Origin of the sequence: uncultured Thiodictyon sp., assembly GCF_903828115.1 — a bacterium.
In the GTDB taxonomy this organism is placed as follows: domain Bacteria; phylum Pseudomonadota; class Gammaproteobacteria; order Chromatiales; family Chromatiaceae; genus Thiodictyon.
Window position 1 is genome coordinate 1 of the sequence record NZ_CAIKKU010000016.1, and the last position, 12,453, is coordinate 12,453.

Consider the following 12,453-nt stretch of genomic DNA (forward strand, 5'->3'; position numbering starts at 1 on the left):
GTCGTTGTCGTAATCGTGGTCGGATTGTTCGATTACGACAACGACAACGACAACGACAGCGCACCCGGGGGCGCGGTGCGTCTGGACCAGGCGCCCGCCTTCCGGTACCCTCAGCGCATCATGTCCCGCAAGCTCTATATTGAAACCCACGGCTGCCAGATGAACGAGTACGATTCCGCGCGCCTGGCGGACCTGCTGCGGGAGTCCCAAGGGTTGGTGCTGACGCAGCGGGCGGAGGACGCGGACGTGCTGCTGCTCAACACCTGCTCGATCCGCGAGAAGGCGCACGAGAAGGTCTTCTCCCAGCTTGGGCGCTGGCGCCCCTGGAAAGTGGCGCGGCCGGGGCTCGTGATCGGTGTCGGTGGGTGCGTGGCGAGCCAGGAGGGGGAGGCCATCCGCACCCGCGCCCCCTATGTGGACCTGGTGTTCGGCCCCCAGACCCTGCACCGCCTGCCGCAGATGCTCGCTGAACTGGCGGCGGGCCGGCAGCCCCAGGTCGATGTCTCCTTCCCGATGGACGAGAAGTTCGACTGCCTGCCCGCGCCCCGGGCGGAGGGCCCGACGGCCTTTGTCTCGGTGATGGAGGGCTGTTCCCGCTACTGCACCTATTGCGTGGTGCCCTATACCCGGGGTGAGGAGGTCAGCCGGCCCTGCGACGAGGTGCTCGCCGAGGTCGCCGGCCTGGCCGGGCAGGGGGTGCGGGAGGTCAACCTGCTGGGCCAGAACGTCAATGCCTACCGGGGACGGCGCGGCGACGGGGGCATTGCGAATCTGGCGTCCCTGATCCGCCGGGTGGCGGCGATCGAGGGCATCGGGCGCATCCGCTTTACCACCAGTCACCCGCTGGCCTTCTCCAAGTCGCTGATCGATGCCTACCGGGAGGTGCCGGAGTTGGCGAGCTTCCTGCATCTGCCGGTGCAGTCGGGCTCCGACCGCATCCTGGCGGCCATGCAGCGGGGCTACACGGCCCTGGAGTTTCGCTCCCGGATCAGGGCCGTCAAGGAGGCGCGGCCGGACATCCTGATCTCCACGGATTTCATCGTCGGCTTTCCCGGGGAGACCGAGGCCGACTTTGCGGCGACCCTGGCCCTGGTGGACGACTGCGCCTTCGACCTGAGCTACAGCTTCGTCTACAGCCGCCGCCCCGGCACCCCGGCGGCGGACTACCCGGACGACTGCCCGCCGACGGTCAAGAAGGAGCGTCTGGCCCGCCTGCAGCAGCGCATCGAGTCCAATGCCCGGGCCTACAGCGCCGCCATGGTGGGCACGGTGCAGCGCGTCCTGGTGGAGGGGCCGTCGCGCAAGGACCAGGCCCAACTCTGCGGGCGGACCGACAACAACCGGGTGGTCAATTTCAACGGCGCCCCGGCCTTGATCGGCCGCTTCGTCGACCTGACAATCACTGAGGGACTGCCCAACTCGTTGCGAGGGGTGCTGGTCCAGAGCGCGGCCGACCCTGATCCGTGACACTGGTGCCAAGCTCGGGCAGCCCCGACAGGCCTCGCCGCGCAACGGCGCCCCCACGGGAGCGAGACGGATAATTCATCCTTCACCCTTCACCCTTCACCCTTCACCCTTCACCCTTCATCCTTCATCCTTCATCCTTCATCCTGAAACTCTTGTCTTCCCAACCCCAATCACTCGACCTCGAACTGGCCCCCGCGGACAACCCGCGGCTCGCCAACCTCTGCGGACCCTTCGAGCAACACCTGCGGCTGATCGAGCGCCGGCTCGGGATCGAGATCAGTAACCGCGGCATGTCCTTTCGGCTCATCGGCGAGGGGGCGGCGGTGCACTTGGGCGACCGGCTCCTGCGCGACCTGTATGCCGACACCCTGGCGGAGGTCTTGAGTCCGGAGGCGATCCACCTGTCGCTGCGCGCGCTCGGCGCGGACGAACTGGCGCTGCCCGCGGACAGCCGATTGCCGGAACTGGTCATCAAGACCAAACGGGGGCTGGTGCGGGCGCGGGGGCCCAATCAGCAGGAATACCTGCACGCCATCGCCCACCACGATATCGCCTTCGGCGTGGGCCCGGCGGGGACCGGCAAGACCTATCTGGCCGTGGCCAGCGCGGTCGAGGCCCTGGAGTCGGACCGGGTGCGGCGCCTGCTCCTGGTGCGCCCGGCGGTGGAGGCGGGGGAGCGGCTCGGCTTCCTGCCCGGGGACCTGGCCCAGAAGATCGACCCCTATCTGCGCCCGCTCTATGACGCGCTGTTCGAGATGCTCGGCTTCGAGAAGGTGAACAAGCTCCTGGAGCGCAACGTGATCGAGGTCGCGCCGCTCGCCTACATGCGCGGGCGCACCTTGAACGACGCCTTCATCATCCTGGACGAGGCCCAGAACACCACGCCCGAGCAGATGAAGATGTTCCTGACCCGCATCGGCTTCGGCTCCACCGCCGTCATCACCGGTGACGTGACCCAGGTGGACCTGCCCCGCGGCCAGCCGTCGGGCCTGCGCCAGGCGGTGGAGGTCTTGAAGGACGTGGACGGCATCAGCTTCACCTTCTTCAATGCCCGGGACGTGGTACGCCATGCCCTGGTGCAGCGCATCGTCCACGCCTACGAGGCCTTCGACCGGCCGGAACCGCTGGGGCGGCCTCAGGCATCCGGGAACAAAGATTTAGCCGCAAATGAACGCAAATGAACGCAAATTCACCTCGTCAGTGGTATCCCCATTCACTCACCGCTCCCACCTGCGGCGCCAGGGCCGGGGGAGCGGGAAGATGTCTCAGCAGCCTGAGATGTGGCACTCGTTGACCCTCGCGGTGACGCTCGCCCAATCGTCAAGCTCCTGTGTTATTTGCGTTAATTTGCGTTCATTTGCGGCTAAGTTTTCTTCTTGGGGTCACCGCGTTGCAACTTGACCTCGACCTTCAGGTGGCCACCGAAGCGCCCGACCTTCCGGTTGCGGCGGACTTCGCCCGCTGGGCCGCCGCGGCGCTGGAGGGTCGCCGGGAGCGGGCGGCCCTGACGATCCGCATCGTGGACCCGGCCGAGGGCCAGGCGCTCAATCTGCGCTTTCGGGGGCAGGACCGGCCGACCAATGTCCTGTCGTTCCCCTTTGAGGCGCCGCCGGGTCTGCCCGCTGGGGCCGGGCTCGACGCCTTGCTCGGGGACCTGGTGATCTGCGCCGCCTTGGTGAGCACCGAGGCCCGGGAGCAGGGCAAGGCGGTCTGCGCCCACTGGGCGCACCTGGTCGTCCACGGCGTGCTGCACCTGCTCGATTACGATCACCTGACCGACACCGACGCGCAACGCATGGAAGGGCTGGAAACGGCCATCCTGATCGGGTTAGGATTTCCGCCCCCCTACCTGGAGACCGCAGCCAACCCATGACGAGCGATCGATCGTCCGACGACTCACGACCGCGCAACTGGTTCGATCGGCTGACGCAGTTGTTCGGCAGTGAGCCGCAAAACCGCGAACAGCTCATTCAACTGCTCAAGGACGCCAAGAGCCGCGCCCTGCTGGATACGGACGCGCTCAGCATGATAGAGGGCGTCCTTCAGGTCTCCGAGTTGCGGGTGCGCGACATCATGGTCCCGCGGGCGGAGATGGTGTATGTCCGGCGCGAGGACAGCCTGGAGCGCGTACTGGAGATCGCGGTCAAGTCCGCCCACTCGCGCTTCCCGGTCATCGGTGACGACAAGGGCGAGGTCGTGGGCGTCATGCTCGCCAAGGATCTCCTGACCTTCTGCGTGGAGACCGGTCGGCGCCCCTTCAACATCCGCGATCTGCTGCGTCCCACCGTCTTTGTCCCGGAGAGCAAGCGGCTCAATGTCCTGCTCAAGGAATTCCGTGCCAGCCGCAACCACATGGCGGTGGTGGTCGACGAGTACGGCAGCGCGGCCGGCCTGGTCACCATCGAGGACGTACTGGAGCAGATCGTCGGCGAGATCGAGGACGAACACGACTACGACGAGGGCGCCGAGATCTTCCGCCGCGGCAAGAACGAGTACAGCGCCAAGGCCCGCACCCCCATCGAGGACTTCAACGCCTATTTCGACACCGACCTTTCGCACGCGGAGTTCGACACCATCGGCGGGCTGGTCGTCAATGCCCTGGGGCACCTGCCCAAGCGCGGCGAAGCCGTCGAGATCGACCCCTTCCGCTTCACCGTGATGCGGGCGGACAGCCGCCGGGTGTATCTGCTGAGCATCGAGCGGCTCGACGTCGAGCCGGAGCCGACGGCGGACATCGAGCCTTAAACCGGATTCCGCAATGAGTCCGCCCCGAGATCGGCGCGTAGTCCCGCAGGACGTAGGATGTAGGATGGGTAGAGCGCAGCGAAACCCATCGTCCCCGCTATCCCGCCCCCACCAGCCCAATCCAGCGCAGCAGCGGTGGCAGCAGCAGCGCCGTGGCGAAGGCCGACAGTGCCATGGCAAGTCCGGAAAAGGCGCCCATCACCGGGCTCACCTGAAAGGCCCGGGCAGTCCCGATCCCGTGTGCGCTCAGGCCCATGGCAAAGCCCTTCACCGCGTCGTCGCGGCACCCCAAGAGCCGCAACAGCCCGGGGCCGAGCACTGCCCCAACGATCCCGGTGCTGACCACCAGCACGGCGGTCAGGGACGGCAGCCCCCCGAGCTTCTCGCTGATGCCCATGGCGACCGGCGCGGTGGCCGACTTGGGGGCGAGCGAGATCAGGGTCACCGGGTCCGCCCCGCACAGGACCCCCAGCCCGACCGCGGAGAGCCCAGCCGTCACCACCCCAACCAGCAGGGCGACCAGGATCGGCAAGGCCAGGGCCCGCAGCCGATCGCGCTGCCGGTAGAGCGGGATGGCGAGCGCCACGGTGGCCGGGCCGAGCAGGAAGTGGACGAACTGGGCGCCGTCGAAATAGGTCTGGTAGCGGGTCCCCGTGAGTTGGAGCAGCCCGATCAGCAGGGCCACGGTGATCGCCACCGGGTTCAACAGCGGACTCTCCCCGCCCAGGCGATAGACCTTGAGCGCCGCCAGATAGCAGACCAGGGTCGCGGTCAGCCACAGCAGCGGCGAGGCCGCCAGATAGACCCAAATCTCGGTCAGCGGCCGGTCATTCATCGCCGTCCTCCCGGCGCCGGGCCAGCAGGCGCTGCATCCCCGCCATGGTCAGCGCCGTGACCGCCAGCGTGATCAGGGTGCCCAGGATCAGGGCCGCGGTGATCGCCGCCCACTGGTCGCGGACCCGCTCCCAATGGATCATGACCCCCACCCCGGCCGGCACGAACAACAGCGACAGATTCGCCAGCAGCGTATCCGCCGTCCGCCCGACCCGTTCGGAGACCTCGCCGCTGCGCCACAGCCAGGCGAGCAGCAACAGCATCCCCAGCACCGGGCCGGGCACCGGCAGGCCGGTGACCAGCACTGCCACCTCCCCGGCAAATTGACAGATCAGGATCAGGGTCAAGGCCTCGAGCAACGCACACCCCCCGCGGGGCCCGGCCCCGGTCGCATCGAACATCAGAGCCGTCATTGGAACCGCAAAGGCGCACCCAATGCAAAGACCGCACGCGCACACAGCGTCGCCGCGGGCTATCCTTGGCGACGAACCTTTGGCAGGAGCAGCCCATGCGATTTTTCAACAATGCCGGTCCGGTCAACTGCGCAGACCACTACTGTCTGGACCCGCTCGCGCGGATCGACCTGGAGGGGATCGAGTCCTTGATCGGACAGAAACGCTACTTCGTCCTCCACGCCCCGCGCCAAACCGGCAAGACCTCTTCCCTGCTGGCCCTGATGGCCCACCTGAACCGGGAGGGCCGTTACCGCTGTCTCTATATCAACGTGGAACCGGCCCAGGCCGCGCGCGAGAACGTACCGGGCGCCATGCAGGCGATCCTGAGCGGGTTGGGCAGCCGGGCGCGGCAACAGGGTGATCCCTATCCGGGCGAGATCTGGCCCGCCGTCCTGGCCGAGGCCGGCGCCTACGACGCCTTCGGCGAGGTTCTCACCCGTTGGGCCGTGCACAGCGACCGGCCGCTGGTGCTCCTGATCGACGAGATCGATGCCCTGATCGGCGACACGCTGGTGGCGGTCCTACGCCAACTGCGCGCCGGTTACGACAGGCGCCCTGAAACCTTCCCGCAGACCGTGGTCCTGTGCGGGGTACGCGACGTGCGCGACTACCGTATCCACTCCGCCCGCTCGCAAGAGATCATCACCGGCGGCAGCGCCTTCAACATCAAGGCCGAGTCCATCCGCCTGGGCAACTTTACCGCCGCCGATGTGGCCGCCCTGTACCGCCAGCATACCGAGGAAACCGGCCAGACCTTCACGGCGCAGGCCCTCGCCTTGATCTGGGACCTGACCCACGGCCAGCCTTGGCTCGTCAATGCCATCGGCTATCAGCTCTGCTTTCGTGACCCAACCACCCGCGAGCGCACCGTCACCATCACCGCCGAATTGGTCGAGCAGGCCAAAGAGGTCCTGATCGCGCGCCGCGACACCCACCTCGACCAGCTCGCCGACAAGCTCCGCGAGCCGCGGGTGAGACGCATCGTCGAGCCGATGCTCACCGGGGGCGAGGTCCAGCACTCCGCACACGAGGACGATGTGCAATACGTCACCGATCTGGGCCTGGTCAGCCGCGCCTCCGGGGTGCTGGAGATCGCCAATCCCATCTATCGCGAGATCATTCCCCGGCAATTGACCTATGTGCAACAGATCGATTTCGAGGCGCAATATCAGAGCACCTGGTACATCGGCCCCGACGGGCGCCTGAACCTGGCCAAGCTGATCGCCGCCTTCCAGGTCTTCTTCCGCGAACACTCCGAGCACTGGATCGAGCGCTTCGACTACAAGGAGGCTGGTCCCCAATTGTTGCTCCAGGCCTTCCTGCAGCGTATCGTCAATGGCGGGGGGCGCATCGAGCGGGAATATGGGCTAGGACGGATGCGCACCGACCTTTTCATCCTCTGGCCCTTTGGCGCGGGCCATGTGCAGAAGGCGGTGCTGGAACTGAAGATTCTGCACAAGGGGCTGGCGCAGACCATCGCCGCTGGGTTGGCGCAGACCTATGAGTATCGGGACCGCTGCGCCGCGGATGAGGCACATCTGCTGATCTTCGACCGCGGCAGGCGGGCCTGGAGCGAGAAGGTGTTTCGTCGCAGCGAGCAATTCCGGGGGGTTGGGATCGAGGTCTGGGGCATGTAGGGCGTCATTCGATGCCCTTCCCAGGCATTTCTTGCGTTACTCTATCACTTAGACAGACGGGCTCGTGCAAGTCACCCAGAGGGACCCTTCCCCAGGATACACAGCAATGAACACAGACCCTGCCATGCAAGACGCATTGAATCAGTACCTAAGCCGCCTGCGGGCCGCGTTTCCGACCTTCGTGACTTTCGGCGAAGGAAGTAAGGATCTCGACTCGGAGGAGCGGAGAGACAAGATCGAACTGGTTGAGGTCTTCCAGAACGAGGTTGCCCCTTCGCTCAAGACGCTGCCCAACGACGAGGGCGCCCTGGCCCAGACCGGTGCTGATGTCATCGCCTTGTTTACCCGTAAGTTGAGTAACGGCGCTCCGCAGTATCTCGTCGGCTATCGTTACACTGGACCCCTGCAAAAGCTCACCGCGAGCGATCGCGCCAGATTCGCCTCCCTGACCGCGGATTTGCTGTACGGTGATGATCCACTTGCGGAGCGTGTGGACCGGTTCGTGCCGGGCCTGCGGGCGCTGCTGGCGGACAGTGCCCCGGCCACGGGCTGGTCGGCGATGTCGCGCAGCGTCACCAGCTTCCTGCTCATGGTGTCGGACCCGAGCCGGCACGTCATTATCAAGACCAGGGAATTCAATCGCGCCCTCAAGGCATACGGCCATGAGCCCATGCCCAACCGCGCCTTGACCGGCGAGGACTATCTGTCCGTCCAGTCCTGGCTGTTCGGCCTGCGCGACGCCATGAGGGCAGCGGGACTCGGACCGCGGGACCTGATCGACGTACAAACCCTGATCTGGGTCGGCGACGTGAATTACAGCCAGGACGAAACGAATCGGCAGTATTGGGTCCTGGGCGCCTACTGGTACAATAAAGACGACATGACCCAAACCTTCGTCACCGAAGGTCGCTGGGAAAATGGGTTTGATGATCAGTACGAAGAAGAAGTGAAGCAGGTACGCGTAGGCGACCGGGTGGCCATCAAGAGTACAAACACAAGAAAGAAGGATCTGCCCTTCAACGGTCACGGATGCAGCGTCTCCTGCATGAATATCAAGGCCGTCGGCACCGTCACTAACAACCCGGACGATGGGCATAACCTGAAGGTCGAGTGGGACGCCGACTTCGAGCCGGTCACGATCTATCGTAATACCTATTGGCTTGTGATTCAACGCGTCCAGGACAAACAGCAAATCGATTGGATATTTAATGGGGTTCCGCAGCCGCTGAACGAACCGGAAGCCTACTATCAGGCTAGGGCCCAACAGGAAAATCAGCCGCCCGGCGACCCGGGCGCTGCCCCTGTGAACCTTGCGGACGGTGTCATGACCGCCATCAACACCGACACCCCAGTAAACCGCATCTATTACGGTCCACCCGGGTGCGGTAAGACATTCCGACTACAGGACAAGCTGATGCCCGAGTATCGGGACGAGCGAGGGGCTCGCTATCGCTTCGTCACCTTCCACCCCTCCATGAGCTACGAGGAGTTCGTCGAAGGGTTGCGCCCCATTATCGACGAGACCACCAAGGAACTGAGGTACGAGGTCAAACCCGGCATCTTTCGAGAGATCTGCGAGCTGGCCGAAAAGGACCCGGGGCACCGTTATGCCCTGTTCATCGACGAGATCAACCGTGCCAATATCGCCAAGGTGCTGGGCGAGCTGATCACCCTGATCGAGCCGGATAAGCGGATTCGCGCCGACGATGGCCAACGCGGTATACACCTGATCCTTCCCTACTCCCGACTTTCATTCGGCGTGCCAGCCAATCTCGACCTCTACGCCACCATGAACAGTGCGGACCGCTCCATCGCCTTGCTGGACACGGCGCTACGCCGCCGCTTCCAGTTCGAGGAAGTCGGCCCGGACCCGGACCTGCTGCCCACGGATGTCGAGGGGATCGACTTGGCCGCACTCCTGAAGACCCTCAACGAAAGGATCGAACTGCTGGCCGATAGAGACCACCGGCTTGGTCACGCCTATTTCATGGGCGTCGCAACGCTGGCCGACCTCGACCGGGTGTTTGCGGAACACGTTTTGCCGCTGCTTGTCGAGTACTTCCACGACGATTGGGGCCAAATCGCCCTGGTGCTCGTCAATCGCACGCTCGGGCGGAGCGAGTTCGTCACCACCATGGAGTTGAACCCAGGGCAGGTGTTCGGCAAGGGCTGGGAGGCGTACGCGGCTCGCCGATCCGAGGTCTTGCTGCGTCACCGCTTGGTTTCTGAGTTCACTCAGGCGATGTATCTCGGTCTACTCGCTTGAGCGGTCATCACCTCGTCGTTCGCGAGCACCAAACCATCTGGCTCGCACCCAAGGGGCCGTTGTCGCGCGCGGCCTACGCGGCCTATCTCGCCCGCATCCCGATGCTGCCGAGCGGCGTGCTGACGCCAGTCCACGAGGGATTGCGCACCGGCTCCCACTGCGGCCTGATTCAGGCGGGGCTATGGACCTTGGAAATCCTGCCGAAGATTTTCGACCTTGAGGGACCGCTGCCCGACCGGGGCGCATTGGTGCGGATGCTCGCCGCCTGTTTCGATATCCCGATCTGGCTGGACGGCACGGTCCGCGCCAACCTCGCAGACGACTTGCTCACGGTCGTCATCCGCGCCTATCTGGAGGAAGCCCAGCGTCAGTTACGGCAGGGTTGGATCAAATCCTATGTCGATCAGGAAGACCGGCTGACCCGACTCAGAGGACGACTCAATCTCAGCGAGCAAGTGCGGCGCGGACGTGCCGCGGCCCATCGGCTGCACTGCGTCTTCGACGAACTCACGGTCGACAACGATTTGAACCGAGTGGTTCGCGCCGCGCTCGTCCTTGCCCGAACCCGGCTTCCGGTCGGTTCCAGGCTCAGAATCCAGGCCGATCAACTCGACTTGGCCCTGGCCGACGTTGGGCAACTTCTGCCGGACGCAGCGCTAAGGACTCGACTCCCGCACCACCGACTGGTGCGGCGCTACGATCGCCTCCTGTTGATGGCGTCCTGGCTCCTGCGCCTGTTGGGTCCCGACGTTCATGGCGGTCCGCAGGGGGGCCTGGGTCTGACCTTCGACATGAATCGGCTTTTTCAGAAGACCGTCTCGATAGCCTTGGAGGCGGCCATCCGACGGCATCCGTTGCGGTCGCGTCTGCGCCTGAGCCGTGAGCGACCGGTGCGACCGCTGGTAACAGATGCATCCGATACTGGACGCTTCATGATGATGCCGGACCTTTGCCTATGGCTGGATGAGACGTTGATCGCCATCCTGGATACCAAGTGGAAACGGCTGTCGCCCTCCCAGGATGAGCACAAGGCCGGCATTTCCCAGGCGGATCTCTACCAGTTGCTCGCCTATGGCTACACCTACGGCTGCAAACGTTTGGCGCTCATCTACCCTCACCACCCCGAAATGAAAGACTGGACCCTTCCCCGGTTCGCTTATTGCTCCCCAGCGGGGGCAGACATCGCCCTCCAGGTCGCAGCCTTTGACCTGGATGAGTCCAGGAGTGCGGCTGAAAAACTACTGGACCAGCAGATTTGAGGATTATCCCATGCGCTTCTTCAACAACGCCGGCCCGGTGAACTGCGCCGACCATTACTGCCTGGACCCGCTGCATCGGATCGACCTGGACGCGATCGAGTCGCTGATCGCGCAGCAGCGCTATTTCATCCTCCACGCCCCGCGCCAGACCGGTAAGACCTCCTCCCTGTTGGCCTTGGCGCACCATCTGAACGCCGGCGAGCGTTACCGCTGTATCTACACCAACGTCGAGCCGGCCCAGGCAGCGCGTGAGGACGTGGCCGGGGCCATGCGGGCGATCCTGAGCGGACTGGCGAGTTGGGCACGGCACCTCGCGGGCGACCCCTATCCGGGCGAAATCTGGCCCGGCGTGCTGGCCGAGGCCGGCGGCTACGATGCCTTCGGCGAGGTCCTTAGCCGCTGGGCCATGCACAGCGACCGGCCGCTGGTGCTCCTGATCGACGAGATCGACGCCTTGATCGGCGATACCCTGATCGCTGTGCTGCGCCAACTGCGCGCCGGCTATGCCAAGCGCCCCGCCGCCTTTCCTCAGACCGTGGTCCTGTGCGGGGTACGCGATGTGCGCGACTACCGCATCCATTCCGCCCGCTCGCGTGAGATCATCACCGGCGGAAGCGCCTTCAACATCAAGGCCGAGTCGATCCGCCTGGGCAACTTCACGGCCGCCGATGTGGCCGCCCTCTACCGTCAGCATACCGTCGACACCGGTCAGTCCTTTACCCCGGAGGCCATTGCCCTGATCTGGGACCTGACCCGCGGCCAGCCCTGGTTGGTCAATGCCCTGGGCTACCAACTCTGCTTCCGCGACCCGCTCACCCGTGAGCGCTCGGTGATCATCACTGCGGCGCTGGTCGAGCAGGCGAAGGAGACCCTGATTGCGCGCCGCGACACCCACCTCGATCAGCTCGCCGACAAGCTGCGGGAGCCGCGGGTGCGCCGGGTCATCGCCCCCATCCTGGCCGGCGACGACGCTCCGGGTCAGTTGCCGGTGGATGACGTGCAATATGTCCGGGATCTGGGTCTCATCACCATCGACGGCCAGTTCGAGATCGCCAATCCCATCTATCGTGAGGTCATCCCGCGGGAGCTGACCTACACCACCAGCCTGACCATCACCGAGCAGCCGGCCTGGTACATCGGCCCCGATGGCCGTCTGGAGCTATCCAAACTCATCGCCGCCTTCCAGGTCTTTTTCCGCGAACACTCCGAGCACTGGATCGAGCGTTTCGACTACAAGGAAGCCGGTCCGCAATTGCTGCTCCAGGCCTTCCTGCAGCGCATCGTCAATGGCGGCGGTCGCATCGAGCGCGAATATGGATTGGGGCGGATGCGCACTGATCTGCTGATCCTGTGGCCCTATGGCGTTGATCAGGTTCAGAAGGCCGTGTTGGAGTTGAAAATCCTGCACAAGGGACTGGCGCAGACCATCGCAAGCGGATTGGCGCAGACCTATGCGTATCGGGACCGCTGCGCCGCGGATGAGGCCCATCTGCTGATCTTCGATCGGAGCGGGCGGGACTGGAGCGAGAAGGTCTTTCGGCGTAGCGAGCAATTCCAGGGGGTTGGGATCGAGGTCTGGGGTATGTAGGGCAGGATTGGGTTTCGCTGCGCTCTACCCACCACCGATGGGTTTCGCTGCGCTCTACCCAATCTACCCTTACTCATGGGGACACCTCCGATTTTTCGGGACACACTCGCAAGTAAAGCACCTGCGGGCCGAACCATGAGGGTCCCCACCTTTTTTTGCCCGCCCGGGGCGCCCACCGCGGGGCACGGAGCTCGCCCGCCGA

At 64.9% G+C, this 12,453-nt stretch carries 10 protein-coding genes; 8 read left to right on the forward strand and 2 right to left on the reverse strand.

Going from position 1 to position 12,453, the window contains the following annotated elements; all coding sequences use genetic code 11:
• Window positions 1-120 precede the first annotated feature (120 nt).
• The 4 genes from miaB to QZY48_RS00610 all read left to right on the forward strand — a co-directional run bounded on the left by miaB (window position 121) and on the right by QZY48_RS00610 (window position 4,212).
• Window positions 121-1,467, forward strand: a complete 1,347-nt coding sequence (gene miaB, locus QZY48_RS00595; protein WP_295426477.1) for a tRNA (N6-isopentenyl adenosine(37)-C2)-methylthiotransferase MiaB — start codon at window positions 121-123, stop codon at window positions 1,465-1,467.
• 152 nt (window positions 1,468-1,619) lie between these two features.
• Window positions 1,620-2,648: a PhoH family protein gene (locus QZY48_RS00600; protein WP_295426462.1), complete on the forward strand. Its 1,029-nt coding sequence runs from the start codon at window positions 1,620-1,622 to the stop codon at window positions 2,646-2,648.
• A gap of 209 nt (window positions 2,649-2,857) precedes the next feature.
• Window positions 2,858-3,340 (forward strand): rRNA maturation RNase YbeY, encoded by a 483-nt coding sequence (gene ybeY / locus QZY48_RS00605; protein ID WP_295426464.1) that lies wholly within the window; start codon window positions 2,858-2,860, stop codon window positions 3,338-3,340.
• A complete protein-coding gene (locus tag QZY48_RS00610) occupies window positions 3,337-4,212 on the forward strand; it encodes a transporter associated domain-containing protein (protein WP_295426466.1) in 876 nt (291 codons plus the stop codon). Before ybeY ends, QZY48_RS00610 begins: the two co-directional genes overlap by 4 nt.
• 97 nt (window positions 4,213-4,309) lie before the next feature.
• Here QZY48_RS00610 and QZY48_RS00615 read toward each other — a convergent pair whose 3' ends face one another.
• Complete coding sequence (locus QZY48_RS00615) at window positions 4,310-5,047, reverse strand: LrgB family protein (RefSeq protein ID WP_295426467.1); 738 nt, start codon at window positions 5,045-5,047, stop codon at window positions 4,310-4,312.
• Window positions 5,040-5,405, reverse strand: coding sequence for a CidA/LrgA family protein (locus QZY48_RS00620; protein ID WP_295426468.1), 366 nt, complete (start codon window positions 5,403-5,405; stop codon window positions 5,040-5,042). The genes QZY48_RS00615 and QZY48_RS00620 overlap by 8 nt, the downstream gene beginning before the upstream one ends.
• 149 nt (window positions 5,406-5,554) lie before the next feature.
• Between QZY48_RS00620 and QZY48_RS00625 the strand changes: the two genes are divergently transcribed.
• The 4 genes from QZY48_RS00625 to QZY48_RS00640 all read left to right on the forward strand — a co-directional run bounded on the left by QZY48_RS00625 (window position 5,555) and on the right by QZY48_RS00640 (window position 12,251).
• A complete protein-coding gene (locus QZY48_RS00625) occupies window positions 5,555-7,138 on the forward strand; it encodes an ATP-binding protein (RefSeq protein WP_295426470.1) in 1,584 nt (527 codons plus the stop codon).
• Between the two features lie 124 nt (window positions 7,139-7,262).
• Complete coding sequence (locus QZY48_RS00630) at window positions 7,263-9,404, forward strand: AAA family ATPase (RefSeq protein WP_295426472.1); 2,142 nt, start codon at window positions 7,263-7,265, stop codon at window positions 9,402-9,404.
• A complete protein-coding gene (locus QZY48_RS00635) occupies window positions 9,401-10,663 on the forward strand; it encodes a hypothetical protein (RefSeq protein ID WP_295426474.1) in 1,263 nt (420 codons plus the stop codon). Before QZY48_RS00630 ends, QZY48_RS00635 begins: the two co-directional genes overlap by 4 nt.
• A gap of 10 nt (window positions 10,664-10,673) precedes the next feature.
• Window positions 10,674-12,251: an AAA-like domain-containing protein gene (locus QZY48_RS00640; protein WP_295426475.1), complete on the forward strand. Its 1,578-nt coding sequence runs from the start codon at window positions 10,674-10,676 to the stop codon at window positions 12,249-12,251.
• Window positions 12,252-12,453 lie beyond the last annotated feature (202 nt).

Excerpts from the sequence above, each read along its gene's own strand:
- QZY48_RS00615 (WP_295426467.1), bottom strand. The coding sequence starts at position 5,047 with ATGAATGACCGGCCGCTGACCGAGATTTGGGTCTATCTGGCGGCCTCG.
- miaB (WP_295426477.1), top strand. The coding sequence starts at position 121 with ATGTCCCGCAAGCTCTATATTGAAACCCACGGCTGCCAGATGAACGAG.
- QZY48_RS00625 (WP_295426470.1), top strand. The coding sequence starts at position 5,555 with ATGCGATTTTTCAACAATGCCGGTCCGGTCAACTGCGCAGACCACTAC.
- QZY48_RS00610 (WP_295426466.1), top strand. The coding sequence starts at position 3,337 with ATGACGAGCGATCGATCGTCCGACGACTCACGACCGCGCAACTGGTTC.
- QZY48_RS00630 (WP_295426472.1), top strand. The coding sequence starts at position 7,263 with ATGCAAGACGCATTGAATCAGTACCTAAGCCGCCTGCGGGCCGCGTTT.
- QZY48_RS00640 (WP_295426475.1), top strand. The coding sequence starts at position 10,674 with ATGCGCTTCTTCAACAACGCCGGCCCGGTGAACTGCGCCGACCATTAC.